The sequence below is a fragment of the Pseudomonas sp. CAU 1711 genome (assembly GCF_039888625.1).
Lineage (GTDB): Bacteria > Pseudomonadota > Gammaproteobacteria > Pseudomonadales > Pseudomonadaceae > Aquipseudomonas.
On sequence record NZ_JBDQQT010000013.1, the window covers coordinates 78,706 to 104,657 of the forward strand.

The 25,952-nt window shown below is 64.7% G+C and carries 25 protein-coding genes; 16 read left to right on the forward strand and 9 right to left on the reverse strand.

Annotated features, from left to right (window positions below):
* Positions 1-64 precede the first annotated feature (64 nt).
* The 11 genes from AAFN46_RS15650 (at position 65) to hemE (ending at position 16,016) form a co-directional block, all read left to right on the forward strand.
* Positions 65-1,129: a pilus assembly protein PilM gene (locus AAFN46_RS15650; protein ID WP_347809622.1), complete on the forward strand. Its 1,065-nt coding sequence runs from the start codon at positions 65-67 to the stop codon at positions 1,127-1,129.
* Positions 1,129-1,755, forward strand: a complete 627-nt coding sequence (locus tag AAFN46_RS15655; protein ID WP_347809623.1) for a PilN domain-containing protein — start codon at positions 1,129-1,131, stop codon at positions 1,753-1,755. The genes AAFN46_RS15650 and AAFN46_RS15655 overlap by 1 nt, the downstream gene beginning before the upstream one ends.
* Complete coding sequence (pilO, locus tag AAFN46_RS15660) at positions 1,752-2,384, forward strand: type 4a pilus biogenesis protein PilO (protein WP_347809624.1); 633 nt, start codon at positions 1,752-1,754, stop codon at positions 2,382-2,384. The genes AAFN46_RS15655 and pilO overlap by 4 nt, the downstream gene beginning before the upstream one ends.
* 32 nt (positions 2,385-2,416) lie before the next feature.
* The gene (pilP, locus tag AAFN46_RS15665; RefSeq protein WP_347809625.1) at positions 2,417-2,908 is read left to right on the forward strand and encodes a type 4a pilus biogenesis lipoprotein PilP; all 492 of its coding nucleotides are present in this window, start codon (positions 2,417-2,419) and stop codon (positions 2,906-2,908) included.
* A 52-nt stretch (positions 2,909-2,960) separates the two neighbouring features.
* Positions 2,961-5,081 carry a type IV pilus secretin PilQ gene (pilQ, locus tag AAFN46_RS15670; protein ID WP_347809676.1) on the forward strand — a complete coding sequence of 707 codons (2,121 nt, stop codon included), beginning with the start codon at positions 2,961-2,963 and terminating at the stop codon, positions 5,079-5,081.
* A gap of 1 nt (position 5,082) precedes the next feature.
* Positions 5,083-5,601, forward strand: a complete 519-nt coding sequence (aroK, locus tag AAFN46_RS15675) for a shikimate kinase AroK (RefSeq protein ID WP_347809677.1) — start codon at positions 5,083-5,085, stop codon at positions 5,599-5,601.
* Between the two features lie 49 nt (positions 5,602-5,650).
* Entirely contained in the window at positions 5,651-6,754 is a 1,104-nt protein-coding gene (aroB, locus tag AAFN46_RS15680; RefSeq protein WP_347809626.1) for a 3-dehydroquinate synthase, read from the forward strand.
* Between the two features lie 9 nt (positions 6,755-6,763).
* Positions 6,764-8,356: an AAA family ATPase gene (locus tag AAFN46_RS15685; RefSeq protein ID WP_347809627.1), complete on the forward strand. Its 1,593-nt coding sequence runs from the start codon at positions 6,764-6,766 to the stop codon at positions 8,354-8,356.
* A gap of 249 nt (positions 8,357-8,605) precedes the next feature.
* Positions 8,606-13,054, forward strand: a complete 4,449-nt coding sequence (gene gltB, locus AAFN46_RS15690; protein WP_347809628.1) for a glutamate synthase large subunit — start codon at positions 8,606-8,608, stop codon at positions 13,052-13,054.
* Between the two features lie 120 nt (positions 13,055-13,174).
* Positions 13,175-14,593, forward strand: a complete 1,419-nt coding sequence (locus AAFN46_RS15695; RefSeq protein WP_347809629.1) for an FAD-dependent oxidoreductase — start codon at positions 13,175-13,177, stop codon at positions 14,591-14,593.
* 355 nt (positions 14,594-14,948) lie between these two features.
* Positions 14,949-16,016: a uroporphyrinogen decarboxylase gene (gene hemE, locus AAFN46_RS15700; RefSeq protein ID WP_347809630.1), complete on the forward strand. Its 1,068-nt coding sequence runs from the start codon at positions 14,949-14,951 to the stop codon at positions 16,014-16,016.
* Positions 16,017-16,019: 3 nt separating this feature from the next.
* On the opposite strand, the gene AAFN46_RS15705 is transcribed toward hemE, so the two are convergent.
* Positions 16,020-16,502: a DUF2141 domain-containing protein gene (locus tag AAFN46_RS15705; RefSeq protein WP_347809631.1), complete on the reverse strand. Its 483-nt coding sequence runs from the start codon at positions 16,500-16,502 to the stop codon at positions 16,020-16,022.
* 221 nt (positions 16,503-16,723) lie between these two features.
* Between AAFN46_RS15705 and AAFN46_RS15710 the strand changes: the two genes are divergently transcribed.
* Genes AAFN46_RS15710 through AAFN46_RS15725 form a run of 4 tightly spaced genes read left to right on the forward strand, consistent with a single transcriptional unit; the run spans position 16,724 to position 20,027 of the window.
* Positions 16,724-17,452: a dialkylrecorsinol condensing enzyme gene (locus AAFN46_RS15710; RefSeq protein ID WP_347809632.1), complete on the forward strand. Its 729-nt coding sequence runs from the start codon at positions 16,724-16,726 to the stop codon at positions 17,450-17,452.
* A 19-nt stretch (positions 17,453-17,471) separates the two neighbouring features.
* On the forward strand, positions 17,472-18,629 hold the full coding sequence (locus AAFN46_RS15715; protein WP_347809633.1) for a beta-ketoacyl-ACP synthase III: 1,158 nt from the start codon (positions 17,472-17,474) through the stop codon (positions 18,627-18,629).
* Complete coding sequence (locus AAFN46_RS15720; protein WP_347809634.1) at positions 18,619-19,026, forward strand: hypothetical protein; 408 nt, start codon at positions 18,619-18,621, stop codon at positions 19,024-19,026. Before AAFN46_RS15715 ends, AAFN46_RS15720 begins: the two co-directional genes overlap by 11 nt.
* Positions 19,023-20,027, forward strand: coding sequence for a BtrH N-terminal domain-containing protein (locus tag AAFN46_RS15725; RefSeq protein ID WP_347809635.1), 1,005 nt, complete (start codon positions 19,023-19,025; stop codon positions 20,025-20,027). Before AAFN46_RS15720 ends, AAFN46_RS15725 begins: the two co-directional genes overlap by 4 nt.
* Positions 20,028-20,031: 4 nt before the next feature.
* Here AAFN46_RS15725 and AAFN46_RS15730 read toward each other — a convergent pair whose 3' ends face one another.
* Genes AAFN46_RS15730 through AAFN46_RS15755 form a run of 6 tightly spaced genes read right to left on the reverse strand, consistent with a single transcriptional unit; the run spans position 20,032 to position 24,405 of the window.
* Positions 20,032-20,583: a hypothetical protein gene (locus tag AAFN46_RS15730; RefSeq protein ID WP_347809636.1), complete on the reverse strand. Its 552-nt coding sequence runs from the start codon at positions 20,581-20,583 to the stop codon at positions 20,032-20,034.
* Positions 20,580-21,689 (reverse strand): beta-ketoacyl synthase N-terminal-like domain-containing protein, encoded by a 1,110-nt coding sequence (locus tag AAFN46_RS15735; RefSeq protein WP_347809637.1) that lies wholly within the window; start codon positions 21,687-21,689, stop codon positions 20,580-20,582. The genes AAFN46_RS15730 and AAFN46_RS15735 overlap by 4 nt, the downstream gene beginning before the upstream one ends.
* Entirely contained in the window at positions 21,686-21,952 is a 267-nt protein-coding gene (locus AAFN46_RS15740; protein ID WP_347809638.1) for an acyl carrier protein, read from the reverse strand. The genes AAFN46_RS15735 and AAFN46_RS15740 overlap by 4 nt, the downstream gene beginning before the upstream one ends.
* Positions 21,934-23,124 (reverse strand): ABC transporter permease, encoded by a 1,191-nt coding sequence (locus AAFN46_RS15745; RefSeq protein ID WP_347809639.1) that lies wholly within the window; start codon positions 23,122-23,124, stop codon positions 21,934-21,936. Before AAFN46_RS15745 ends, AAFN46_RS15740 begins: the two co-directional genes overlap by 19 nt.
* The gene (locus AAFN46_RS15750) at positions 23,121-24,005 is read right to left on the reverse strand and encodes an ABC transporter ATP-binding protein (protein WP_347809640.1); all 885 of its coding nucleotides are present in this window, start codon (positions 24,003-24,005) and stop codon (positions 23,121-23,123) included. The genes AAFN46_RS15745 and AAFN46_RS15750 overlap by 4 nt, the downstream gene beginning before the upstream one ends.
* Positions 23,998-24,405 (reverse strand): beta-hydroxyacyl-ACP dehydratase, encoded by a 408-nt coding sequence (locus AAFN46_RS15755; protein ID WP_347809641.1) that lies wholly within the window; start codon positions 24,403-24,405, stop codon positions 23,998-24,000. The genes AAFN46_RS15750 and AAFN46_RS15755 overlap by 8 nt, the downstream gene beginning before the upstream one ends.
* 71 nt (positions 24,406-24,476) lie before the next feature.
* Here AAFN46_RS15755 and AAFN46_RS15760 point away from each other — a divergent pair, with 71 nt between their 5' ends.
* The gene (locus AAFN46_RS15760; protein WP_347809642.1) at positions 24,477-25,028 is read left to right on the forward strand and encodes a methyltransferase; all 552 of its coding nucleotides are present in this window, start codon (positions 24,477-24,479) and stop codon (positions 25,026-25,028) included.
* 39 nt (positions 25,029-25,067) lie between these two features.
* On the opposite strand, the gene AAFN46_RS15765 is transcribed toward AAFN46_RS15760, so the two are convergent.
* Entirely contained in the window at positions 25,068-25,511 is a 444-nt protein-coding gene (locus tag AAFN46_RS15765; RefSeq protein WP_347809643.1) for an excinuclease, read from the reverse strand.
* A gap of 17 nt (positions 25,512-25,528) precedes the next feature.
* Entirely contained in the window at positions 25,529-25,945 is a 417-nt protein-coding gene (locus AAFN46_RS15770) for a hypothetical protein (protein WP_347809644.1), read from the reverse strand.
* Positions 25,946-25,952 lie beyond the last annotated feature (7 nt).

A 25,952-nucleotide genomic window follows, 5' to 3' on the forward strand; every position in this document is an offset into this window, starting at 1 on the left:
CTGTTATTTAATGTGGAAAAACATAAATAGTCCGTAAGTCTCGGATGCAGATAGGAAATCGGTCGTGCTAGGGCTCTTCAATAAGAAAGCGAACACGCTTCTGGGGATCGACATCAGTTCGACCTCGGTCAAGCTCCTTGAATTGAGTCGCTCCGGAAGCCGCTACAAGGTAGAGGCCTACGCCGTCGAGCCGCTCCCACCGAATGCCGTCGTCGAGAAGAACATCGCCGAGCTGGAGGGGGTCGGGCAGGCCCTTTCGCGTGTGCTCAGCAAGGCCAAGACCGGTGTGCGCACCGCGGCCGTCGCTGTGGCCGGCTCCGCGGTGATCACCAAGACCATCGAGATGGAGGCCGGTCTCAATGACGACGAGCTGGAGAACCAGCTCAAGATCGAGGCCGATCAGTACATCCCCTACCCGCTCGAAGAGGTCTCCATCGACTTCGAGGTGCAGGGCCCCGCTGCGCGCAATCCCGAGCGAGTCGAAGTGCTGCTGGCGGCATGCCGCAAGGAAAACGTGGAGGTGCGGGAGGCCGCCCTCGGGCTTGCCGGCATCACGGCCAAGGTGGTCGATGTCGAGGCTTACGCGCTGGAGCGGGCCTATGGCCTGCTCGAGTCCCAGCTGGGTGGAAGCGTCGATGATCTGACCGTGGCGGTCGTCGATATCGGCGCCACCATGACCACCCTCAGCGTGCTGAACAACGGCCGCACCATCTACACCCGCGAGCAACTGTTCGGCGGTCGTCAGCTCACCGAAGAGATTCAGCGCCGCTACGGCCTGTCTGTCGAGGAGGCAGGGCTGGCCAAGAAGCAGGGCGGACTTCCCGACGACTACGAGAGCGAAGTGCTGCAGCCGTTCAAGGAGGCCGTGGTGCAGCAGGTCTCGCGTTCCCTCCAGTTCTTCTTCGCGGCCGGGCAATTCAGCGATGTCGACTACATCCTGCTCGCCGGCGGCACGGCGTCCATCCCCGATCTGGATCGTCTGATTCAGCAGAAGATCGGCACTCCCACTCTGGTGGCCAATCCGTTCGCCGACATGGCGCTGGGGAGCAAGGTCAATGCCGGCGCACTGGCTAGCGATGCGCCGTCACTGATGATTGCCTGTGGTCTGGCGATGAGGAGTTTCGACTGATGGCACGGATCAACCTACTTCCCTGGCGCGACCAGCTGCGCGAAGAGCGCAAGCAGCGTTTCGTCGCGGCTATGGGGGCTACTCTCCTGATTGCCGGTGGACTGGTGTTTCTCGGTGGGCAGTATCTGAATGCCGCTATCGAGCAGCAGAATGCGCGTAACGAATTCCTCAAGAAGGAAATAGCTGTTCTTGATGCGCGTATCAAAGAGATCAAGGAGCTCAAGGAGCGGCGTGCCCAGCTATTGGAGCGGATGAAGATCATTCAAGATCTGCAGGGCAATCGCCCCATTATTGGTCGAATTTTTGATCAATTAGTGCGCACTCTACCCGATGGTGTCTACTTCACTGAGTTGAAACGGGTAGATAAGAATATTGCGATTGTCGGGGCTGCCGAGTCTAACAATCGGGTGTCTAGCTTGATGCGCAATCTGGATGCTTCGGACTGGCTGACTGCGCCCAATCTTACCGAGGTTAAGGCGATCACTGCTGGAGCGGTCGATCAAGCTAACGTTTTTCATCTGAACGTTCAACAGACCCAGCCTGGTGAAGGCCAGCAGGAGTCGGCCTCGGCGAGCGCGGTGAATAATAAGGCCGCGGCCCAGAAGAAAGGTGGAAAGAAACCATGAGCCTTGCTGAGTCTATTGAGTCGCTAAAAAAGATCGATCTTGCGGATCTCGATGTCAACAACCTCGGCTCATGGCCGGCTGCTGTCAAAGTCATAACATGCATTTTGATTCTGGTCGTGGCGCTGTTCCTGGGTTTCAATTTCTACCTCAAGGACTTGCAGTCTGGACTGGACCAGCATCGTGCTGAGGAAGCAAACCTGAAAGAGCAGTTCTCCGCGAAGGCATTTCAGGCTGCCAATCTCGATGCATATAAAGCGCAAATGAAAGAAATGGAGGAGTCCTTCGGCACCCTGCTGCGACAACTTCCCAGCGATACTGAGGTTCCTGGGTTGTTGGAAGATATCACTCGCACAGGTCTGGGGAGCGGCTTGGAGTTTGAGGAGATCAAACTTCAGCCGGAGGTGGTTCAGCAGTTCTACATAGAGCTGCCCATACAGATATCTGTTGTGGGTAGTTACCACGACTTGGCCACATTTGTAAGTGGGGTCGCCAGTCTGCCTAGGATTGTCACTCTGCATGACTTCGAAATTAAGCTTCCGGATAGTAATGAAGGGGCTGGGACTTCTAGGCTGAAAATGAGCATTCTGGCGAAGACGTATCGCTACAATGATGAGGGGCTTAAGAAATGAGTAGGGCCCATAGGCTAAGTTTGTGCATCTGCATGGTTCTCATTTCAGGGTGCGGTGGAAGTGGCGACTTTTCCGATCTCCAGTCTTTTATGAATGAAGTGCGGGCGCGCCCTCAAGGTGCTATCGAGCCTTTGCCGAAGTTCCAGCCCTATGAGGCTTTCACATATTCCGCGGCTGGGTTACGGAGCCCGTTTCAGCCTCCAGTGAAAGTGGATCTTGGCCAGCGCCAGAAGGGCTCAAAGGACGTTAAGCCGGACGAAACCAGGGTTAAGCAGTTCCTCGAAGGGTTCAATATTGAGACATTCGAGATGGTAGGAACCCTGGCGAAGGATGGTGGTGTCTATGGTTTGGTGCGTGGAGCCGGTGGCGTGCATCGAGTCAAGGTTGGCGATTATCTGGGGCGCAATCACGGACGTATTCTCTCTGTCGATGAGTCTCAGATTAATGTTGTTGAGATAGTTCCTGACGGTGAAGGGGGGTGGCTGGAGCGTCCTCGCAGTATCACTCTCAAAGAGCGCACATAGTGCCGGGGTTGTTATGAAGAATAATTACGAGTCTGCTGAACGGAAGTCGTCGATGAATAACCCTCTTCTTCGCAGTGGTGTTTCGATTCTTGCTGCTGTGTTGGCTACATCGAGTTGGGCTGCAGAGCTTAAGACTCTTGACGTGGTGTCGCTGCCGGGTGACAAGATTGAGTTGAAGCTTGGTTTCGACGAGCCTGTGGCCGCGCCACGCGGCTACACCATCGAGCAACCGGCTCGTATCGCGCTGGATTTGCCGGGTGTGACGAATGAGTTGGGTCTCAAGAATCGCGAGTTGGGCGTTGGTAATGCCCGGAGTGTCACGGTAGTCGAGGCCAAGGATAGAACCCGGCTGATCGTTAATCTCGCCACCTTGGCGCCGTACAGCACGAGATCGGATGGCAATAACATATATGTAGTTGTCGGCGGTTCGACTGCGCAGGCCTCCGCTGCGTCAGTGACCACGCTTCCATCCGTCGCCAAGCCTAAGGCAGTGCATTCCGGGCGTGCGATAAGCGGGATTGACTTTCAGCGTGGCGAAGGGGGCGAGGGTAATGTCGTTATCGCGCTGTCCGACCCCTCCGTTCAGGCCGATATCGAGGAGCAGGGCGGTAAGATTCGCCTGAATTTCGCAAAAACAGAGCTTCCGGAAAACTTGCGTGTACGCTTGGATGTAAAGGACTTTGCGACTCCCGTTCAGTTTGTTAGTGCATCATCTCAAGGTGGTGGGGCAAGCATCAGCATCGAGCCGCAAGGTTACTACGACTACTTGGCATTCCAGGCGGATAATAAGCTGACGATAAGTGTCAAGCCCTTGAGTCAGGCGGATGTCGAGAAGCGTCGGGAAGAGCGTTTCGCGTATTCCGGTGAGAAGCTCTCGCTAAATTTCCAGGATATAGACGTTCGCTCGGTTCTGCAGCTGATTGCCGACTTTACTGACTTGAATCTGGTTGCCAGTGATACCGTGCAGGGGAACATCACCCTGCGCTTGCAGAATGTGCCGTGGGATCAGGCTTTGGATCTGGTTTTGAAAACCCGGGGCTTGGATAAGCGCAAGGTCGGTAACGTTCTTCTCATCGCGCCCGCCGATGAAATTGCCGCCAGGGAGCGCCAGGAACTTGAGGCGCAGAATCAGATTGCAGAGCTGGCTCCGCTGCGTCGTGAATTGATCCAGGTTAATTATGCCAAGGCTGCAGATATCGCAACTCTTTTCCAGTCGGTTGCGGCTACCGAAGGTGGTGCGGCTAGTGAGCGCGGCACCGTGACTGTTGATGACAGAACGAACAGCATTATTGCCTATCAGACCCAGGATCGTCTGGACGAGTTGCGCAGGATTGTGGCTCAGCTTGATATCCCCGTGCGTCAGGTGATGATTGAGGCTCGCATAGTCGAGGCTTCTGTCGGTTATGAGAAGGACATTGGCGTCCGCTGGGGGGGGACCCTGGGGGGCGCGGGGTCCAAGTGGCGTAGCTATGGTAAGGATGGGGCCACTGGGATTAAGGATCTGGCTGGCGCGAGCTGCGGGCCGTTTGCTGGTGTGTGTACTCGGCCGACCACAAAGAATGGTGATAGTAACGTTCCCGTGCCCTTTGTCGATATGGGGGCTGAGGAGGCGACTGCCGGTATAGGTATTGGATTTATCACGGACAATGCCATCCTTGATCTGCAGTTGAGTGCCATGGAGGCGAGTGGCAACGGCGAGGTTATCTCCCAGCCTAAGGTCGTTACTTCTGACAAGGAAACCGCGAAGATACTCAAGGGCGCGGAGATTCCGTATCAAGAGGCTAGCTCCAGTGGTGCGACTTCCGTTTCCTTTAAAGAGGCCGCACTTTCCCTGGAGGTTACTCCCCAGATCACGCCTGATAATCGCATCATCATGGAGGTGAAGGTTAACAAGGACGAGCCTGATTACGAGCGTGAGGTGAATGGCGTTCCACCCATCAACAAGAACGAGGTTAATGCGAAGATTCTTGTTGAGGATGGTGAGACCATTGTGATTGGCGGCGTATTCTCTAACACGCAGTCGAAGGTGGTTGAGAAAGTCCCGCTCCTCGGTGATATTCCCTTTGTCGGGCGTCTGTTCCGCCGCGATGCGGTAAGAGATGAGAAGAGTGAGCTTCTGGTCTTCATCACTCCGAGGATCATGAACAATCAGGCTATTGCTGTAAGTAAGTAAGATAGTGAACGTAGTCTTGGTAGGCCCGATGGGCGCCGGTAAGAGCACCATCGGGCGGCTGCTCGCCAAAGAGCTGAAGCTGCCGTTCAAGGATTCGGACAAGGAAATCGAGCAGCGTACCGGTGCCGATATTCCCTGGATATTCGATGTCGAGGGCGAGCAGGGATTCCGCGAGCGCGAGCAGGCCATGATTGCGGAGCTTTGTCTGCAGGATGGCGTGGTGATCGCCACCGGCGGTGGCGTGGTGCTTAGGCCCGAGAACCGGCAGGCGTTGCGTGCGGGGGGGCGTGTGGTCTACCTGCACGCCTCGGTCGAGCAGCAGCTGGAGCGCACCTCGCGGGATCGCAATCGGCCGCTGTTGCGCAATGCTGAGCCGGGCAAGGTGCTATGCAATCTCATGGAGATTCGCGACCCGCTCTATCGGGAGATCGCGGATATCGTGATCGAGACGGACGAGCGTCCCCCGCGCTTGGTCGTGCAGGAAATCGTCGAGCGTCTGAAAGCGTTGCCGCCCCGTTAAAGGGCGGCCCCATCTGCGGTATCCTACGCCCTTTCTGTTCGGGGGCCTCATGCAGACACTCACAGTCGATCTCGGCGAGCGCAGCTATCCCATTTACATCGGCTCCGGGCTGCTGGCTCGTGCCGAACTGTTCACCCGGCATCTGGCGGGGCGTCAGGTGGCCATCGTCAGCAACGAGACCGTTGCGCCTCTCTATCTGGAAGCCGTCCGCCAGTCCCTGGGCGGGCGCGATATCGCTTCCGTGGTGTTGCCGGATGGCGAGAGCTTCAAGAACTGGGAAACGCTGCAGCTGATCTTCGATGGGCTGCTGCAGGCGCGCCATGACCGCAAGACGACCATCATCGCGCTAGGCGGCGGAGTGGTCGGCGACATGGCCGGTTTTGCGGCGGCCTGCTACCAGCGTGGCGTCGACTTCATCCAGGTGCCTACCACGCTGCTGTCACAGGTGGACTCTTCCGTAGGCGGCAAGACCGGCATCAATCACCCGCTGGGCAAGAACATGATCGGCGCCTTCTATCAGCCCAAGGCGGTCGTCATCGATACCGCGGTGCTCGGCACGCTGCCGGCGCGCGAGCTGTCCGCCGGCCTGGCCGAAGTCATCAAGTACGGCCTGATCTGCGATGCGGAGTTCCTCGCCTGGCTGGAGGTGCATGTCGAGTCGCTGCGGGCGCTGCAGCCCGAGGCCCTGATGGAGGCCATCGAGCGCTCCTGCGCGGCCAAGGCCCGGGTGGTCGGAGCCGACGAGCGTGAATCGGGCCTGCGGGCGATTCTCAACCTCGGCCACACCTTCGGGCATGCCATCGAGACGCACATGGGCTATGGCGAATGGCTGCATGGCGAGGCGGTCGCGGCGGGTACCGTGATGGCGCTGGAGATGTCGGCGCGACTCGGCTGGATCTCCGAGGCCGATCGCGACCGCGGCATTCGCCTGTTGCGGCGCGCCGGTTTGCCGGTGGTGCCGCCGCAGGAAATGCGCCCCGAGGATTTTCTCGAGCACATGGCTGTCGACAAGAAGGTGCTGGATGGGCGTCTGCGCCTGGTATTGCTGCGCCGGCTGGGCGAGGCGGTGATCACCGACGACTTCCCGCGCGAGATTCTGGATGCCACCTTGCGTGCCGACTATCGCGCGCTGGTGGATCGGCTTGAAAATTAAGAGAGCTACATGACCAGTCTGCACGCCGACGAGGCTTTCCTCGCACATTACGAGTTCACCCACGATCCCTTTGCGGCGCGGGTGCCGGGCTTCCGTTTCTTTCCCGCACAGCGCAAGCCGGTGCTCGGCCAGCTCCATCACCTGGCGCGCTACAGCCAGCTGCTGCTGGTGGTGGCGGGGCCGCATGGCAGCGGCAAGACGCTGTTGCGTCAGGCGCTGGTGGCCAGCACCAACAAGCAGGCGGTGCTGTCCGTGGTGGTGTCGGCGCGCGGCGCCGGCGATGTCGCCGGGGTGCTGCGCCAGGTGGCGCAGGGGCTCGGGTTGCAGCAGATGGATGTGCGCAGCATCCTGGCCCAGGTGGCGCAGCTGGCGCTCACCGGTCAGGAGGTCTACCTGCTGGTCGACGATGCCGAGCAGCTCGCCGATGCGGCGCTGGAGGCCCTGTTCACCCTGGCGGCCGGCAGCGCCGATGGCCGGCCACATGTATTCCTGTTTGCCGAGAGCGAGCTGCTGCCGCGGCTCGAGGCGCTGGCCGATGGCGAGGAGCGTTTTCATGCCATTGAGCTGCTGCCCTACAGCGAAGATGAGACCCGCGAGTATCTGGCGCAGCGCCTCGATGGTGCGGGGCAGGGTATCGATCTGCTCAGCGACGACCAGATCGTCGATATCCACTTGAGCTCCGGCGGTTGGCCGGGCGGCATCAACCAGGCCGCGCGTGACGTGCTGGTCGAGGCGATGCTGGCCAGTCGTGGTGCGCGCGGTGGCGTGGCGAGCGCGGGGCTGCCGAAGAAGCACCTGCTGGCCCTGGCTGTGGTGGCGGTGGCGCTTGGCGCCGCCTGGCTGATGCAGGGCAAGACCGAAAGCACGCCACCGGTGGTGGGCGAGACGCCGATCGAGCTGGTGCCGCAGCAGGCGCCCGCTACGGTCAATGCTGCCAAGCCGGTTGTCGAGCCCGCGCCTGCCGCGAAAGGCACCGACGTCGAGTTCAGTGGCAGCACGCAGCCGTTGCCGTTGCCGCTGGTCGGCGAGGCCCAGCCGGTGATTCGCGAGCCGCTGGCGCAGGCCTCGGGAATGGCCGAGGGCGAGGAGGGCGAAGTCGTCGAGACGCCACCCCCGGCCGCGGTGGCGACCCCGGTTCCGGTGCCCGTGGTGCCCACGGTCGCCAGCGCTCCGGCCGTGACTGCAGAGCCGCCTGCCGCGCCCGTCGCCAAGCCGGTGGTGGCTGCGCCGCCCAAGCCGGAGGTCAAGCCAGCCGCGAAACCGGCACCCGTTCCCGCGCCCAAGCCGGCGTCCGTCGCCAGTGCGGCGAACGCCGCAGGGGATTGGTATGCCGGGCGTCCGGCTGGCAACTATGCCCTGCAGATACTAGGCACCCGCTCGGAGAGCAGCGCCCAGGCCTTCGTCAGCAAGAACGGCGGCGAGTACCGCTACTTCAAGAAGCTGCACCAGGGGCAGCCGCTCTACGTGGTGACCTACGGGCAGTTCTCCAGTCGCGCGGCCGCCCAGGCTGCGATCAAGTCGCTGCCGGCCAGCGTGCAGGCCGGCAAGCCCTGGCCGCGTAGCTTCGCCAGCATCCAGCAGGAGGCGGTGCGGGCCCGTTGAGGGTGCGTGAACCGCCTTTCATTTGGTGACCGGCGGGTGCTAGCACGGTCATCCGGTCTTCGCCTTTCGCCTAAGCGACAGAAGTTTTCATTTGGCCGTCACGAAAATTTGTGACGGCCTGGGTCGCTATGTACAATGACCCCCCTTTGCCTGCGCCAAGCTGGGGCACAGTCCTGCGCGGCCGGCAGCTGGGTGAATGAATTAGAAAGCAATTTGCCTCTGCAAAGAGGCAGCCTGGTGAGAGTGTCTATGAAAGCAGGTCTGTACCATCCTGATCAGTTCAAGGATAACTGCGGCTTCGGTTTGATCGCCCACATGCAGGGTGAGGCGAGCCATCACTTGCTGAAGACTGCCATTGAAGCCCTGACCTGCATGACCCACCGCGGCGGTATCAACGCCGACGGCAAGACCGGTGACGGTTGTGGTCTGCTGATCCAGAAGCCCGATCTGTTCCTGCGCGCCGTCGCCAAGGACGAGTTCGGCAGCGAACTGCCGCAGCAGTACGCCGTGGGCATGGTGTTCTTCAACCAGGACCCGGCCAGGGCCGAGGCCGCCCGCGCCAACATGAACCGCGAGATCGAGGCCGCCGGCCTGCAGCTGATCGGCTGGCGCAAGGTGCCGATCGACACCAGCGTGCTCGGTCGCCTGGCCCTGGAGCGGCTGCCGATCATCGAGCAGGTGTTCGTCGGTGGCGAAGGTCTGGACGATCAGCAGTTCGCCATCAAACTGTTCAGCGCCCGCCGGCGCTCCTCGGTGGCCAATGCCGCCGATGCCGATCACTACATCTGCAGCTTCTCGCACAAGACCATCATCTATAAAGGCCTGATGATGCCGGCGGACCTGCAGCAGTTCTATCCGGACCTCGGCGACGAGCGCCTGCAGACCGCCATCTGCGTGTTCCACCAGCGCTTCTCCACCAATACCCTGCCGAAGTGGCCGCTGGCGCAGCCGTTCCGCTTCCTCGCCCACAACGGCGAGATCAACACCATCACCGGCAACCGCAACTGGGCCCAGGCCCGTCGCCTGAAGTTCGCCAACGACCTGATTCCCGATCTGGAGGAGCTGGGCCCGCTGGTCAACCGTGTCGGTTCCGACTCCTCGAGCATGGACAACATGCTCGAGCTGATGGTCACCGGTGGCATCGACCTGTTCCGCGGCGTGCGCATGATCATTCCGCCGGCCTGGCAGAACGTCGAGACCATGGATCCCGACCTGCGCGCCTTCTACGAATACAACTCCATGCATATGGAGCCCTGGGACGGTCCGGCCGGTGTGGTGCTGACCGACGGCCGCCACGCCGTCTGCCTGCTCGACCGCAACGGTCTGCGCCCGGCGCGCTGGGTCACCACCAAGAACGGCTACATCACCCTGGCGTCGGAAATCGGCGTATGGGACTACCAGCCGGAAGATGTGATCGCCAAGGGGCGGGTCGGCCCGGGGCAGATCCTCGCGGTGGACACCGAGACCGGCCAGGTGCTGGACACCGACGCCATCGACAACCGCCTGAAGTCGCGCCACCCCTACAAGCAGTGGCTGCGTCAGGGCGCGGTGCGCATCCAGGCCAGCCTGGAAGATCGCGACCACGGCTCGCCGTTCTACGACAGCGACCGCCTCAAGCAGTACATGAAGATGTTCCAGGTCACCTTCGAGGAGCGTGACCAGGTGCTGCGCCCGCTCGGCGAGCAGGGCCAGGAAGCGGTCGGCTCGATGGGCGACGACACCCCGATGGCGGTACTGTCGCAGCGCGTGCGTTCGCCCTACGACTACTTCCGTCAGCAGTTCGCCCAGGTGACCAACCCGCCGATCGACCCGCTGCGCGAGTCCATCGTCATGTCCCTGGAGATCTGCCTGGGCGCCGAGCGCAACATCTTCGAGGAGTCCCCGGCCCACGCCAGCCGCGTGATGCTGAGCAGCCCGGTGATCTCCCCGGCTAAGTGGCGCGCGCTGATGAACCTCAGCACTCCCGGCTTCGAGCGCCACATCATCGACCTCAACTACGACGAGTCTCTGGGCCTGGAAGCGGCCATCCGCAATATCGCCGACCAGGCCGAGGAAGCGGTGCGCGCCGGCAAGGTGCTGCTGGTCCTCACCGACCGCCATATCGCCCCGGGCAAGCTGCCGGCGCATGCCGCGCTGGCCACCGGCGCCGTGCACCATCGCCTGACCGAGAAGGGCCTGCGCTGCGACTGCAACATCCTGGTCGAGACCGCCACCGCGCGTGATCCGCACCACTTCGCCGTGCTGGTCGGTTTCGGCGCCTCCGCCGTGTATCCGTTCCTGGCCTTCGAGGTGCTGGGCGACCTGATCCGCACCGGCGAAGTGCTGGGCGATCTGTACGAGGTGTTCAAGTACTACCGCAAGGGCATCGCCAAGGGCCTGCTGAAGATCCTGTCGAAGATGGGCATCTCCACCATCGCCTCCTACCGTGGCGCCCAGTTGTTCGAGGCCGTCGGCCTGGCCGACGAGGTCACCGAAGTGTGCTTCCGTGGCGTGGCCAGCCGCATCCAGGGCGCGCGCTTCGTCGACATCGAGGGCGAGCAGAAGCTGCTGGCTCACGAGGCCTGGAACAACCGCAAGCCGATCCAGCAGGGCGGCCTGCTCAAGTTCGTCTACGGCGGCGAATACCACGCCTACAACCCGGACGTGGTGCGCACCATCCAGGAAGCGGTGCAGCAGGGCAGCTACGAGAAGTACAAGGAGTACGCCGAGCTGGTCGACAAGCGTCCGGTATCGATGCTGCGCGACCTGTTCCAGCTCAAGCTGGCCGAGCAGCCGCTGAGCCTGGATCAGGTCGAGCCGCTGGGCGAGGTGCTCAAGCGCTTCGACTCCGCCGGCATCTCCCTCGGCGCCCTGTCGCCCGAGGCGCACGAGGCCATCGCCGAAGCGATGAACCGTCTCGGCGCGCGCTCCAACTCCGGCGAGGGCGGCGAAGACCCGGCCCGCTACGGCACCGTGCGCAGCTCGAAGATCAAGCAGGTCGCCACCGGCCGCTTCGGCGTCACCCCGGAATACCTGGTCAACGCCGAAGTGCTGCAGATCAAGGTGGCCCAGGGCGCCAAGCCCGGCGAGGGCGGCCAGCTGCCGGGCGGCAAGGTCAACGGCCTGATCGCCAAGCTGCGCTATGCGGTACCGGGCGTGACCCTGATCTCGCCGCCGCCGCACCACGACATCTACTCGATCGAAGACCTGGCCCAGCTGATCTATGACCTCAAGCAGGTCAACCCGGCCGCGCTGGTGTCGGTCAAGCTGGTGGCCGAGGCCGGCGTCGGCACCATCGCCGCCGGCGTGGCCAAGGCCTATGCCGACCTGATCACCATCTCCGGCTACGACGGTGGCACCGGCGCGTCGCCGATCACCTCGATCAAGTACGCCGGCAGCCCCTGGGAACTGGGCCTTGCCGAGACCCACCAGACCCTGCGCGGCAACGACCTGCGCGGCAAGGTGCGGGTGCAGACCGACGGCGGCCTGAAGACCGGCCTCGACGTGATCAAGGCCGCCATCCTCGGCGCCGAGAGCTTCGGCTTCGGCACCGGGCCGATGGTCGCCCTGGGCTGCAAGTACCTGCGCATCTGCCACCTGAACAACTGCGCCACCGGCGTGGCCACGCAGAACGACAAGCTGCGCAAGGACCACTTCATCGGCACCGTCGAGATGGTGATGAACTACTTCACCTACATCGCCGAGGACACCCGCGAGTGGCTGGCCAAGCTGGGCGTGCGCAGCCTGGGCGAGCTGATCGGGCGTACCGACCTGCTCGAAGTGCTGCCGGGCGAGACCGCCAAGCAGGGCAACCTGGATCTGACCCCGCTGCTGGCCAGCGAGCACATCCCGGCCGACAAACCGCAGTTCTGCGAGGTGGAGAAGAACCCGCCGTTCGACCAGGGCCTGCTGGCCGAGAAGATGGTCGAGCTGGCCAAGGACGCCATCGCCGGCAAGACCGGCGGCGAATACGAGCTGGACATCTGCAACTGCGACCGCTCCATCGGTGCGCGCGTGTCCGGCGAAATCGCCAAGGCTCACGGCAACCAGGGCATGAAGGACGCGCCGATCACCTTCAAGTTCAAGGGCACCGCCGGCCAGAGCTTCGGCGTGTGGAACGCCGGCGGCCTGCACCTGCGCCTGGAAGGCGATGCCAACGACTACGTCGGCAAGGGCATGACCGGCGGCAAGCTGGTCATCGTTCCGCCGGCCGGCAGCCCGTTCAAGACTCAGGAGTCGGCCATCGTCGGCAACACCTGTCTGTACGGCGCCACCGGCGGCAAGCTGTTCGCCGCGGGTACCGCCGGCGAGCGCTTCGCCGTGCGCAACTCCGGCGCCCATGCCGTGGTGGAAGGCACCGGCGACCATTGCTGCGAGTACATGACCGGCGGTTTCGTCTGCGTGCTGGGCAAGACCGGCTATAACTTCGGCTCGGGCATGACCGGCGGCTTCGCCTACGTGCTGGACCTGGACAACGGCTTCGTCGACCGCGTCAACCACGAGCTGGTGGAGATCCAGCGCATCAGCAACGAGGCCATGGAGGCCTATCGCAGCCACCTGCGCGCCGTGCTGAGCGAATACGTGGCCGAGACCGCCAGTCCCTGGGGCACCCAGTTGCTGGAGAATCTGGAGGACTACCTGCGCAAGTTCTGGCTGGTCAAGCCTAAGGCGGCGAGCCTCGGCTCGCTGCTCTCCAGCACCCGTGCCAACCCGCAATGAAACAGCGGCAAGCGGCAAGCCTTAGGCTGCAGGTTAGAAGCAGCAAGGGCTTGCCGGCCCCACGTGATTGTCTTGCGGCTTGCAGCTTGAAGCTTGCCGCCGCTGTTAAGAGGTTTTGAAATGACCGAACGTCTGAACAACGACTTCCAGTTCATCGAGGTCGGGCGCAAGGATCCGAAGAAGAAACTGCTGCGCCAGCGCAAGAAGGAGTTCGTGGAAATCTACGAACCCTTCAAGCCCGCCCAGGCCGCCGACCAGGCGCACCGCTGCCTGGGCTGCGGCAACCCGTACTGCGAATGGAAGTGCCCGGTGCACAACTTCATTCCGAACTGGCTCAAGCTGGTTTCCGAAGGCAATATCCTGGCCGCCGCCGAGCTGAGCCACCAGACCAACACCCTGCCGGAAGTGTGTGGCCGCGTGTGCCCGCAGGACCGCCTGTGCGAGGGCGCCTGCACCCTCAACGACGGCTTCGGCGCGGTGACCATCGGCTCGGTGGAGAAGTACATCACCGATACCGCCTTCGCCATGGGCTGGCGTCCGGACATGTCCAAGGTCAAGCCGACCGGCAAGCGCGTCGCCGTGATCGGTGCCGGTCCGGCCGGCCTCGGCTGCGCCGACGTGCTGGTGCGCAACGGCGTGACCCCGGTGGTGTTCGACAAGAACCCGGAAATCGGCGGCCTGCTGACCTTCGGCATCCCCGAGTTCAAGCTGGAAAAGCACGTCATGAGCCGCCGCCGCGAAGTCTTCAGCGGCATGGGCATCGAGTTCCGCCTGAACACCGAGATCGGCAAGGACGTGACCATGCAGCAGCTGCTGGATGAGTACGACGCCGTGTTCATGGGCATGGGCACCTACACCTACATGAAGGGCGGCTTCCCGGGCGAGGACCTGCCGGGCGTGACCGACGCCCTGGACTTCCTGATCGCCAACGTCAACCGCAACCTCGGCTTCGAGAAGTCCCCCGAGGACTTTATCGACATGAAGGGCAAGCGCGTGGTGGTGCTGGGCGGTGGCGACACCGCGATGGACTGCAACCGCACCTCCATCCGGCAGGGCGCCAAGGCCGTGACCTGCGCCTACCGCCGCGACGAAGAGAACATGCCGGGCTCGCGCAAGGAAGTGAAGAACGCCAAGGAAGAGGGCGTGAAGTTCCTGTTCAACCGCCAGCCCATCGCCATCGTCGGCGAAGACAAGGTGGAAGGCGTCAAGGTGGTCGAGACCCGTCTCGGCGAGCCGGATGCCCGTGGCCGTCGCAGCCCCGAGCCGATCCCGGGCTCCGAGGAGATCATCCCGGCCGAGGCCGTGCTGATCGCCTTCGGCTTCCGTCCGAGCCCGGCCGCCTGGTTCGCCGATTTCAAGATCGACACCGACAGCCAGGGCCGCGTGGTGGCGCCGGAGAAGAACCAGTACAAGCACCAGACCAGCAACCCGAAGATCTTCGCCGGTGGCGACATGGTGCGCGGTTCCGACCTGGTGGTGACGGCGATCTTCGAAGGCCGCAACGCCGCAGAAGGCATCCTCGACTACCTGGGTGTCTGAACGCTGCCAGGCCCGGTCGCTGCGGGATGAATGGTCGCGGCCGGCCGTAGGCTGGGTAGAGGCGCCATGCGCCGAAACCCAGCGCCCTGACGGAGCCCGCTCGTAGGATGGGTGGAGCACGACTCAGGCGCTGGGTTACGCCTGCGGCTAACCCAGCCTACGGGCGTCGCGGCAAATCGTCGCGATAGACAAAAGGCACGGCGCTCGCCGTGCCTTTTGCTGTGCGCTCTGCGAAAATGCCCGCACTTTTTCTGTGCCGGGGCCTGGCCCCTGGCCCGCCCGCGAGAAGGGAGTAGCCGCCGCACCGCGCGCGCATGCTCCCGCTGCCTCCTTGCCGATTCCAGGAATTCTGCCGATGTCCGTCCTGAAGAACGACCGTTTCCTCCGTGCCCTGCTCAGGCAGCCCGTCGATGTCACGCCCGTGTGGATGATGCGCCAGGCCGGTCGCTACCTGCCGGAGTACCGCGCCACCCGGGCCCGCGCCGGCGACTTCGTCAGCCTGATGAAGAACCCCGAGATGGCCTGCGAGGTCACCCTGCAGCCGCTGGATCGCTACCCGCAGATCGATGCCGCGATCCTCTTCTCCGACATCCTCACCATCCCCGACGCCATGGGCCAGGGCCTGTACTTCGAGACCGGCGAGGGACCGCGCTTCAAGAAGGTGGTCAGCAGCATGGCCGATATCGAGGCGCTGCCGATCCCCGACGCCGAGCAGGACCTGGGCTACGTGATGGACGCCGTGCGCACCATCCGCCGCGAGCTGAACGGCCGCGTGCCGCTGATCGGCTTCTCCGGCAGCCCCTGGACCCTGGCCACCTACATGGTCGAAGGGGGATCGAGCAGGGATTTCCGCAAGTCCAAGGCGATGCTCTACGACAACCCGCAGGCCATGCACGCCCTGCTCGACAAGCTGGCCCGCTCGATCACCGTCTACCTCAACGGCCAGATCGAGGCCGGTGCCCAGGCCGTGCAGATCTTCGACTCCTGGGGCGGCGCGCTGTCGTCGGCGGCCTACCAGGAGTTCTCCCTGCGCTACATGCAGCAGATAGTCGACGGCCTGATCCGCGAGCACGACGGGCGTCGCGTGCCGGTGATCCTGTTCACCAAGGGTGGCGGCCTGTGGCTGGAGTCCATGGCCGACAGCGGCGCCGAGGCCCTGGGCCTGGACTGGACCTGCGATATCGGCAGCGCGCGTGCCCGCGTCGGCGCCAAGGTGGCGCTGCAGGGCAACATGGACCCGGCGGTGCTGCACGCCAAGCCGGCGGCCATCCGCGCCGAGGTGGCGCGCATCCTCGCCGCCTACGGCAAGGGCACTGGCCAGGTGTTCAACCTCGGTCACGGCATCACTCCGGAAGTGCCGCCGGAGCACGCCAAGGCCTTCTTCGAGGCCGTGCACGAGCTGTCGGCACAGTACCACGCCTAGCTCCTAGCGTTCTCCAGCGCGCGGAGGCTTTGCCTCGGTGCGTTGCCTGGGGGGGCGTGGCTGCTGCAGGCGCACATTGAGCCGTGTGTCGCCTGCGCCATGCTCGAAACGGGCATCGGCCGGTTTCGGCTTTCCCGCGAAGAGCGATGGATTGTTGGAGAAGCCCACGGGCTCCAGCGGGATGCCGCGCGGGCTGAGATCCAGCTTGCCGTTGCCGTTGCGGTCCTGAAACAGCTGGAGGGCGTAGTGCCCCGGCGGCAAGTCGTCCAGGCGCAGCTGTGGCTCGCTGCCGCTGAGCTGTTTGAGGATGGGTTGCCAGTCTTGCTGCTCGGCGGGGACCAGGGCCAGGTGCAGGGGGGCGGGCTCGGTCGAGCCTTCTACCTGGACGAGTAGATCGCCCGCATAGACCGGCGGGCCGACCAGCTGCAGCGCCAGCAGGCACAGCCGGCATGGCCGGGTTACGGTTTGAAGAATTCTCTGTGGCATAATTGCGCCATTTTGCAGGGAATGCGTTGCGGATGCGCCAGGTTTTAGTCGTCCACTTTTCTCAGACTGGCCAATTGGATCGTGTGGTGCAATCGGTCTGCGCGCCCTTGCGTGAGCGCGAAGGCATTCGGGTCGACTTCCTGCCGCTCCGGCCTGCCGAAGCCTTTCCTTTCCCCTGGCCCTTTCTCGGGTTCTTCCGCATCTTTCCGGAAACCGTGCTGATGCGGCCGCAGCCTTTGCTGCCGCTGGCCGTCGACGCCGACAAGCGTTATGACCTGGTGATCCTCGCCTACCAGGTCTGGTTCCTCTCCCCATCGCTGCCGTGCACCAGCTTTCTGGCCTCGCCGGAGGCCGCCCGCCTGCTGCAGGGGACGCCGGTGGTCAGCCTGATCGGCTGCCGCAACATGTGGCTGATGGCCCAGGAAAAGGTCAAGGCGCGCCTGCAGGAACTGGGCGCGCGGCTGGTGGACAACATAGTCCTGACCGATGCCTGCGGTGCCGCGGCGAGCTTTCTCTCCACCCCCCTGTGGATGTTCACCGGGCGGCAGAAGCCCTACGCCTGGGTGCCGCGCGCGGGGATCGACGAGGCCGAGATCGTGCGGGCGAGCCGCTTCGGTGAGGCCATGGCGCAGCGCCTGCTGGCGGATCGCTCGCCCATCGAGCGGCCGATGCTGACGGGCCTGGGGGCGGTGAAAGTGGACGAGAGGCTGATCGCCAGTGAGAGGGTCGGCAATCGCAGTTTCACCCTGTGGAGCCGTCTGTTGTCGTCCATCGGCCCGCAGAAGAGTCGGCGCAGGGCTGTCGGGCTGGTCCTGTACATCGTCTTCCTGATCTGTCTTATCCTCACCGTGGTGCCGCTCAGCGCTGTGTTGAAGAAGCTGTTGGCGCCCTTGTTCAGAGCGCGCATCGAGCGCGAGAAGGCCTACTTCGCCGGGCCGTCCGGCGAGTGAAGTGACCCGAGGTATTGCCGTGGTAGCACCCGTATTCATCAATCGCATCAGTGCCTGCCTGCCGTTCGACCCGGTGGATAACGAGCAGATGGAGGCGCGTCTGGGCATGGTCGGCGGCAAGCCGTCGCGGGCGCGCAAGCTGGTGCTGCGGCGCAATGGTATCCAGAGCCGCCACTATGTGATCGACCCGCGCACGGGCGAGCCCGGCATGAACAATGCGCAGCTGAGCGCCGAGGCCATTCGCGGGCTGCAGGGTGGGGACTTCCGGCTGGATGGGCTGGATTGTCTGGTCGCCAGTACCTCGTCGCCGGATCAGGTGATGCCGGGGCATGCGGTGATGGTGCATGGTGAGCTGGGCAACCCGCCCTGCGAGGTCGTCACCACGGCCGGTATCTGCCTGTGCGGCATGACGGCGCTGAAATACGCCTGGATGAGCGTGGCCAGTGGCGAGAGCCGCAATGCCGTGGCCTGTGGTTCGGAAGTGGCCTCGGCGCTGATGCAGGCGCGCAACTTCGACGCCGAGTACGAGAGCCGGGCCGAGGCGCTGGAAAGCCACCCGGAAATTGCCTTCGAGAAGGACTTCCTGCGCTGGATGCTGTCCGACGGCGCCGGCGCGGTGCTGTTGCAGGACCGGCCCAATGCCCAGGGCCTGAGCCTGCGCATCGACTGGCTGGACATTATCTCCTTTGCCGACCGCATGCCCACATGCATGTACGCGGGGGCGGATATCGAGGCGGGGCGCCTGCAAGGCTGGAGCCGTTTCGAGGCCGGCGAGCGGGCGCGTCGCTCGGTCATGGCGATCAAGCAGGACGTCAAACTGCTCAACGACAACATCGTCAAGTACACCGTGGAGGAGGCCCTGCGGCGCATCATGGCGCGTCGCGAGCTACGGGTGGCCGACATCGACTGGTTCCTGCCGCATTATTCCTCGGAGTTTTTCCGCGAGCCCCTGGCCGTCGGCCTGGCCAATGCCGACCTGCCGATTCCCGGCGAGCGCTGGTTCACCAACCTGACCCGCAAGGGCAATACCGGCGCCGCCTCGATCTTCATCATGCTGGAAGAGTTGTTCAATGGCGGCCAGCTGCGCAGCGGCCAGCGGCTGCTGTGCTACGTGCCGGAGAGCGGGCGCTTCTCCAGTGCCTTCATGCACCTGACGGTGGTCGGCAATGAAGCTTGACGAAGTTCCCCAGGACCGCAGCTCCACCTACGGCGGCCATAGCAAGCTGGTGTATGCGGTCGACGAGGCGGGGCATTACCGGGGTGCGCAGAGCGACGGCTGGGAACCGGAGGCCTATGCCACCCGGCTCGCCGTGGCCGAGCTGGAGGCCCAGGAGGCCGAGGCGCTGGCCGGCTGGCAGCGGGGCGAGCTGTCTCCGCTGAAGTGCCTGATGTACCGCTACCGCATGGACGAGCCGGCGTTGTCGCAGATCACCGGTCTGTGGCAGTGGCGGGTGCGTCGGCACTTTCGTCCCGCCATCTATCGCCGCCTGAGCAGCTCGCTGCTGGCGCGCTACGCCGAGGCCTTCGGCCTGTCCGTCGACGAGTTGCGTCGCTACCAGAGAGAACTGCCATGACTGCTGCGTTCGTGCACCGCCAGAGCGCCCACTGTGAAAGCGGGGTGATGGCCAGCCTGCTGACCCATGCCGGCCTGCCGATGAGCGAGCCGATGGCCTTCGGCCTGGCGTCCGGCCTGGCCTTCGCCTATCTGCCGATCGTCAAGCTGGGCGGCATGCCCCTGATCGCCTATCGCATGCCGCCGCGGCACCTGATCAAGACCCTGAGCAAGCGCCTGGGTGCGCGCCTGACCAGCCGTACCTTCTCCAGCCCGGAGCGGGGCCGTCAGGCGCTGGATGCGCTGCTGGACAGCGGTCGTCTGGCCGGCCTGCAGAGTTCGGTGTTCTGGCTGCCGTACTTTCCGCCGGAGATGCGCTTCCATTTCAACGCCCACAACCTTCTGGCCTATGGCCGCGAGGGCGACGAGTACCTGCTCAGCGACCCGGTGTTCGAGGCGCCGGTGCGCTGCGCCAGCGCCGACCTGCACAAGGCGCGCTTCGCCAAGGGCGCGCTGGCGGCCAAGGGCCTGATGTACTACCTGGACGATGTCTCGCCGGAGCAGGACTGGGAGCGTCTGATCCGCCAGAGCCTGCTCTCCACTTCGCGCATCCTCGATGGCATGCCGCTGCCCTGGATCGGCATTCGCGGTATCCGCCATCTGGCCGGCTGCATCGAGGCGCTCGATCCGGCGCAGGCCAAGTACAACCGCCTGTATCTCACCCATATCGTGCGCATGCAGGAGGAAATCGGCACCGGTGGCGCCGGGTTCCGCTTCATGTACGCCAGCTTCCTGCAGGAGGCCGGCGAGAAGCTTGGCGATGCCACCCTGCGGGAAGCCTCGACGCGCCTGACGGCCGTGGGCGACGACTGGCGCCAGTTCGCCTCGGCCTGCGTGCGCGCCAGCCGCAGCAAGGGGGAGGCGCCGAGCTTCACGCCCATCGCCGATATGCTGCGGGCCATTGCCGACCAGGAACGGGTGCTGATGAAGGAGCTGGGCGCCTGGGCCAAGCGCAAGGGCTGATGGGCTACAGGCGGATGTCCAGGGGCTCGATGGCGGCGCTCAGCTCGGCAAAGTCGCCGGCCTGCGACACGCCGTCGATCAGCACGGCCTGAGCGCGGAATCCGTCTGCCTCGTCGATCACCACCAGCAGCGCCTGGCTGATCAGGCCCTCGCTCAGGTCGAGCGCGGCCAGTGCCTGCAGGTGGCGCCAGACCTGCGGCCCCGCACCGATGAACAGGTTCGGTCCTTCCAGCCCCAGCTGCTGGGCGACATGGAAGCCGGCGGCGTTGCTCACGCTGTTGACGAATTCGAAGGGCTTGGGCTGGCGCCGATGCACGCACACGGCGTCGAGCAGCGAGCCCATGGTGGTACGGGCGGGGTGGTACGCCGCCAGGTAGAGGCCGCAGCGGCTGTCGACCCGCTCCCGCAGGGGCGCCGTGCAGAGCAGGGCCTGCAGGATCAGGCGGTCGATGCGGCGGGGTGGCGCGCTCAGCCACGCGCCCAGGGCCGCCTTCAGCTCCTTCTCGGAGCAACTGGCCGGGCCGTGCACGCTGCAGGCTGCGATTGCCGAGCTCATGCCGTTGCTCCCGCGCAGCCCTGCAGCACCAGGCTGGCGTTGTTGCCGCCGAAGCCGAAGAAGTTGGCCAGCAGGTAGGCATCGGTGGCGACTGTCAGGGGCTCGCCATTCAGCGGCAGCATGGCGGCGTCGGCGTAATCCAGCGCGGGAAGGCGCGCCAGGCTCTGCAGCATCAGCAGGCTTTCGCTCAGCCCGCAGGCGCCCAGGGTATGGCCGAGCCAGGGCTTGAGCACGCACAGGGCCGGCAGGGCATCGCCAAACAGCAGGCGCACGCCGTTCTCTTCGGCGCGGTCATTGGCGCCGGTCGCCGTGCCGTGCAGCTTCACCAGGCCGACCTGCCGGGCCGCGACGCCCGCGCTGCGCAGGGCCTGGCGCATGACCCAGTCGATGTGGCTGCCGTCTTCGCGGGTCGTGGTCAGGCTGCTGGTGTCGCAGGCGCTGAAGCCGCCGAGCAGTCGCGCCAGCGGTGTGGCGCCGGGTGCCTTGCCCAGCAGCGTGGCGGCGTAGGCTTCGCCCAGGATCAGGCCGTCACGCTCGGGGTGGAAGGGGCGATAGCAGCCACTCGGGCTGGTCAGGTCGAGGGCGCCGAAGCCCTGCTGGGCGATGGCGCTGGGCGTCTCGAAGGCCAGTACCAGGACCCGCGAATACAGGCCCGCGCCGAGCAGGCGGGCGCCATACAGCAGAGCATTGGCGGCGCTGGTGCAGGCGGTGTTGAGGGTAAAGGCCGCGGCGAAGCCCCACTCCTGGCGCAACAGGTCGGCCAGCAGGTCGAGGGGGGTCGAGTGCTCGGGGAGAAAGCCGCCGTTGTCACGCGCGAGGTTTTCCAGGTCGCCGATGTCGAGACCGGTGCTGGCGAGGATCAGCAGGCAGTCGGACAGCTCCTGCTCCGCGTCGCCGAGGGTTTCGCCTATCAGTCGGTTCAGGCGTCGCTCTCGGCTTTCGGCGGGCGCGGCAACCCGCAGATAGGGGCGCGCCTGCTGCAGCTCGTGCAACTGGAAGCTGTCCGGCCTGGGCCGCTCGCCGCGCTGCAGGGCCGCCCCGGCGGCCGCCAGGTCGGCGCCGAGGGCACAGTGCAGGGCGCCGCGTTGCAGGTAGACGGGCGTCACGCGCGCTGCCGGATAAAGGCCGCAATGCTGGCGATGCTGTTGAGGATGCGGCGGCCGTCCTTGGCACCTTCGATGCGCACCCCATAGTGCTGCTGCAGGGCCAGGGACACCTGCAGGGCGTCGAGACTGTCCATCTGGATGCGGCTCTGCTGACCGAACAGGGGCTCGTTGTCGTCGATGCCCTGCCAGTCGATGTCGTCTTCCTTGTCGCACTCACGGATCAGCAATTGCTTGAGTCGTTGTTCTAGTAATGAGTCATCCATTGCGTTTGCTGCACTCGTTTGCGGAACAGATAAAGGCCGCTGCCGCCCAGCAGGATAGCGAACAGCAGGAGGCGGGCACAGTCAGGGGCGATGTCGCGCGGGCCGCCCTGGCCCACCAGCAGCGTCAGGAAGGCGTCCAGCGCCCAGCTCATCGGCGAGATGTTCGCCAGGTGGCTCATGGCCTCGGGCATCACGCTCTTGGGCACCATGATGCCGCCGATCGCGGCGAGGATGATATTGAGGCCTCCGGCGAGCAGCAACGCCTGCTCGCCACTGCGCGCCAGGGCCGCGAGCAGCAGCCCGAGGCTGCAGGCGGCCAGGCTGAGGCACAGGGCCAGGAGGAGATAGGCCAGGGGCTCGCCCGGCAGTTGCAGGCCGCTCAGGCCCAGCAGCGGCAGGACCAGCACGCCGATGGCCAGCAGCAGGCCGAACTGGATCAGGTTGATGGCCAGATAGGGCAGCAGCTTGCTCAGCACCAGCAGGCCCGAACTCAGCCCCTGTGCCCGGAAACGCAGCAGGGTGCCGCTCTGCTGCTCGCGCTGAAAGCCGCCGGCCATCGGCAGGGCGACGAAGAACATGCCGAAGATCAGCCAGGCCGGGACGCTCAACTGGCTGGCATTGGCCCTGCCGCTGAGCTCGCCGCTGCTCAGCAGTTGATGCTCGCTGATCTCGCTCTGGGTGCGTTGGCGAATCAGCTGCCAGCGTTCCTCGGCGCTCATCTGCTCCGGCAGTGCGCCACTGTCCTCCAGATAGGCCAGTAGGCGGGTCTGGGCCAGCGCGATGGCCAGTGCGCCGCGCAGGCGCTGGCGCGTCTGGCCGTCGGCGCGTGCCGGGAAGCTCAGCATTGGCCCCCGGTGGGGAATGTCCAGCAGGGTGTCGGAGAAGTCCCGGGCCAGGCGAATGCGCGGCAGGGCGTCGTCGCTGCGGGGCAGCAGGGTGCTACCGGGCAGCTGGGCCAGCAGCGCGTCCTGGAAGAACCGCGAGGCAGCGCTGGCCTGGGGGACCTCCAGCACCAGCGTCAGGGGCGGCGGCTGATCGCGCAGATAGTTGGACAGAGCGGCGGCCATCAGCACGAGAAACAGAATCGGCATGATGAACAGGACGGCCAGCGCGTGCGGATCGCGCAGCAGCAGCAGGCATTCCTTGCGCACCAGGGCCAGGAGCGGGCTCATAGGCGGCCCCCATTGAGGCTCAGGTAGAGCTGCTCCAGCGATGGGCGGCCGAAGCGCAGCAGGCTGGGCGGTGTCGCCTGGTGGGCCACGAACTGGGTGATGGCCAGCAGTTGCCGGCAGTCCAGATTGGCGATGCGCAGGCCGGAGGGCAGCATTTCCACGCTCAGTCGCAGTTGCTCGGTCAGTGCCAGCAGTCCCGGGGGGAGCTGTTCGGGCCACTCCAGCACCAGGCCATGGCCGGCATCGAGCAGCTGCCGCTTGTCCAGGTCCAGGCGTACGCGGCCTTCATGCAGCAGCAGAACACGCCCCGCCACGCGCTCGATTTCGTCCAGGTAGTGGCTGGTGTAGATCACGCCATGACCCTCGCGGGTCAGTTGGTCGACGGCCTCGAGCAGCAACTGGCGGCTGCCGGCATCCACCCCGACGGTGGCTTCGTCGAACAGGTACAGGCGGGCGGGCCGGAGCAGGCCTATGGCAAAGTTCAGGCGCCGTTGCTCGCCCCCCGACAGGCGGGCGGCACGCCGCTTGAGCTTGTCTTCCAGGGCGCTGCTGGCGATGCACAGCTCCAGGCGTTGGCGGCGCTGGTCGCCACGCAGCCGGTAGAGGTCCGCGAACAGCGCGAGGTTTTCGGCGACGCTGAGTTCGGCATAGAAGGCCAGCTGCTGGGGCACCAGGCCCAGGCTGCGCGGGCCGTCCCAGCGCACCTCGCCCTGCTGTAGGGGCAGGGTGCCGCAGAGCAGGGACAGCAGCGTCGTCTTGCCGGCCCCGTTGCTGCCCAGCAGGCCCAGGCACTGGCCTTCCTGCAGCTGCAGATCGATGGCCTGCAGGGCCGGCTGCTCCGCTCTCGGGTAATGGAAACCGAGGTTCTTGAGCTCAAGCACGGACGAGCACCAGAAGCAGGGTGCCGTCCAGCACGGGCTGGGTGTCGGCATGGATGGCGAATCTGTAGCGGGCCCCCGCGGGGCTCACGGCCTCTTGCCGGGCGCTCACCAGCAATGGCGCGTCCTCCCGGCGCAGGCCCGTGTGCAGCTGCAGTTGCGACAGCTTGCCGACCAGGGCCATTTCGATGGCATCCGTCTCGCCGTATAAGGCACCATGGGCGGCACATAGCTGTGCGGCCGCCTCGAACAGCAGGTCCGTGGATGCATCGCTGCCGAGCTTGTCGAGGTGGCGCCAGGCGCTGAGGCCGCGAATGCGCGTGGCATCATGATCGATCAACGCATCCAGCCAGAGCGCATCGCCCTGGTGCGGCAGCAATGTGTGCAGTTGAGTGCGATCCATGGCGAACTGTCGGCTGTACAGGCGGCGCAGTGTAACAGAGGGAATTACCCCCAGGGGCGAGGGAGGGAGTGGTGGCGATCTGGCAGTTGGTAGCTTTCGTGGCGCTCAGCGCGGCGCTTGCGGGCATTTCCTGGCGCACGCTGGGCAATCCGCGCAGCCATGGCTTCTATCGGTTTCTGGCCTGGGAAACGATGCTGCTCATGCTGCTCCGCAACGGCCCGTTCTGGCTCGATGAGCGCAACGCTCTGCAGGGCCTCTCCTGGTTGCTGCTCAGCCTGTCGCTGCTGGTGCTGTTCGCGGGCATCTATCAGATGCGGCGCTATGGACGGGCCGATGCACGACGCCAGGATGACGAGTTATTCGCGTTCGAGCGTACCTCGCAGCTGGTGACCAGCGGCATTTTCCGCTACATCCGCCATCCGATGTACTGCTCGCTGCTCTTGCTGGCCTGGGGCATCGCCTGCAAGCGCATGGATGCCGCGACAGTGCCGCTGGCGCTGCTCTCCAGCTTCTTGCTCTGGTGTGCCGCGCGCCGCGAGGAGCGTGAGTGCCTGGCCTATTTCGGCCAGGCCTACGGCACTTACATGGCGCGCAGCCGGATGTTCGTGCCGTATCTTTTCTGAGCCGCGCAGTAGCCGCCGGCTATCGTGCGGCTCGGCCGCTCACTTCACATTCGCCAAGTCGGCCTTCAGCGCGACGCCGGCCATGAGGGCGCCGGCGTGGCACTCGTACTTCTGCGCGTCGGAGTAGACCACGTTCTTGTAGTTGCTGACGATGTTGACCACGGCATTGGCGCCGGCCTGCTTGGCGGCGTTCTGCATGCGGATCAGCGCGGACTGCAGGGCCCAGGAGCAGGCAGCCTCGTCGCTCTTGTTGAAGGCGTTGGTCTTCTGGCTGGTGGTCACGCTCGAGCGCACTACGCTGACGGCGCCGGCCGGCTTGTTGCCGGCCAGGTAGAACTTCACGCTGCCGTCCAGGCGGCCGGCGTTCAGTGCCTCCTGCAGGACCTGCTCGAACGGCAGGAAGTGGGTGGTGTCACGCGCCTGGCTGACGCTCGGCAACAGGCTCATGCACAGTGCAGCGACGATCCAGTATGGGTTTCTCATGGCTCTCTCCTTGTGGGCTACTGCAGGGGCTGGGTGTTTAGGTTCTGCGCGATACGGACTTCCTGCTGGATGGCCCGGTTCAGTTTCTTCACCAGCGCGTTGTAGCGCTTGTGAATCTTACCGTTCTCGTAGTCCAGGTCGTGGCTGTCGCGGTAGCGGATATCGTAGCGGTCGGCGACGTAGTCGAGGGTAATGGACGCGCTGTGGCCGCGGAAGTCGATGCGCGCCAGGATGCGATTGGCCTCTTCCTGCTCGACGCTCCACTTGCAGCGCACCAATGCGCGGATCAGCGCCGGCCGCAGGGTCTGCTCGTTCAGCGCGGTGGCGTGCGGCGGCACCTGCTGGTGTATGGTCAGCACCGGTTGCTGACGGCTGCAGGCGGCGACGCCGACGAGGGTCAGGACGAGGCAGAGGGTCTTGATACTGCGGGTCATGCACGGC

Excerpts from the sequence above, each read along its gene's own strand:
- AAFN46_RS15655 (WP_347809623.1), top strand. The coding sequence starts at position 1,129 with ATGGCACGGATCAACCTACTTCCCTGGCGCGACCAGCTGCGCGAAGAG.
- pilO (WP_347809624.1), top strand. The coding sequence starts at position 1,752 with ATGAGCCTTGCTGAGTCTATTGAGTCGCTAAAAAAGATCGATCTTGCG.
- pilP (WP_347809625.1), top strand. The coding sequence starts at position 2,417 with ATGGTTCTCATTTCAGGGTGCGGTGGAAGTGGCGACTTTTCCGATCTC.
- pilQ (WP_347809676.1), top strand. The coding sequence starts at position 2,961 with ATGAATAACCCTCTTCTTCGCAGTGGTGTTTCGATTCTTGCTGCTGTG.
- aroB (WP_347809626.1), top strand. The coding sequence starts at position 5,651 with ATGCAGACACTCACAGTCGATCTCGGCGAGCGCAGCTATCCCATTTAC.
- AAFN46_RS15685 (WP_347809627.1), top strand. The coding sequence starts at position 6,764 with ATGACCAGTCTGCACGCCGACGAGGCTTTCCTCGCACATTACGAGTTC.
- gltB (WP_347809628.1), top strand. The coding sequence starts at position 8,606 with ATGAAAGCAGGTCTGTACCATCCTGATCAGTTCAAGGATAACTGCGGC.
- AAFN46_RS15695 (WP_347809629.1), top strand. The coding sequence starts at position 13,175 with ATGACCGAACGTCTGAACAACGACTTCCAGTTCATCGAGGTCGGGCGC.
- hemE (WP_347809630.1), top strand. The coding sequence starts at position 14,949 with ATGTCCGTCCTGAAGAACGACCGTTTCCTCCGTGCCCTGCTCAGGCAG.
- AAFN46_RS15705 (WP_347809631.1), bottom strand. The coding sequence starts at position 16,502 with ATGCCACAGAGAATTCTTCAAACCGTAACCCGGCCATGCCGGCTGTGC.
- AAFN46_RS15710 (WP_347809632.1), top strand. The coding sequence starts at position 16,724 with ATGCGGCCGCAGCCTTTGCTGCCGCTGGCCGTCGACGCCGACAAGCGT.
- AAFN46_RS15720 (WP_347809634.1), top strand. The coding sequence starts at position 18,619 with ATGAAGCTTGACGAAGTTCCCCAGGACCGCAGCTCCACCTACGGCGGC.
- AAFN46_RS15725 (WP_347809635.1), top strand. The coding sequence starts at position 19,023 with ATGACTGCTGCGTTCGTGCACCGCCAGAGCGCCCACTGTGAAAGCGGG.
- AAFN46_RS15730 (WP_347809636.1), bottom strand. The coding sequence starts at position 20,583 with ATGAGCTCGGCAATCGCAGCCTGCAGCGTGCACGGCCCGGCCAGTTGC.
- AAFN46_RS15740 (WP_347809638.1), bottom strand. The coding sequence starts at position 21,952 with ATGGATGACTCATTACTAGAACAACGACTCAAGCAATTGCTGATCCGT.
- AAFN46_RS15745 (WP_347809639.1), bottom strand. The coding sequence starts at position 23,124 with ATGAGCCCGCTCCTGGCCCTGGTGCGCAAGGAATGCCTGCTGCTGCTG.
- AAFN46_RS15755 (WP_347809641.1), bottom strand. The coding sequence starts at position 24,405 with ATGGATCGCACTCAACTGCACACATTGCTGCCGCACCAGGGCGATGCG.
- AAFN46_RS15765 (WP_347809643.1), bottom strand. The coding sequence starts at position 25,511 with ATGAGAAACCCATACTGGATCGTCGCTGCACTGTGCATGAGCCTGTTG.
- AAFN46_RS15770 (WP_347809644.1), bottom strand. The coding sequence starts at position 25,945 with ATGACCCGCAGTATCAAGACCCTCTGCCTCGTCCTGACCCTCGTCGGC.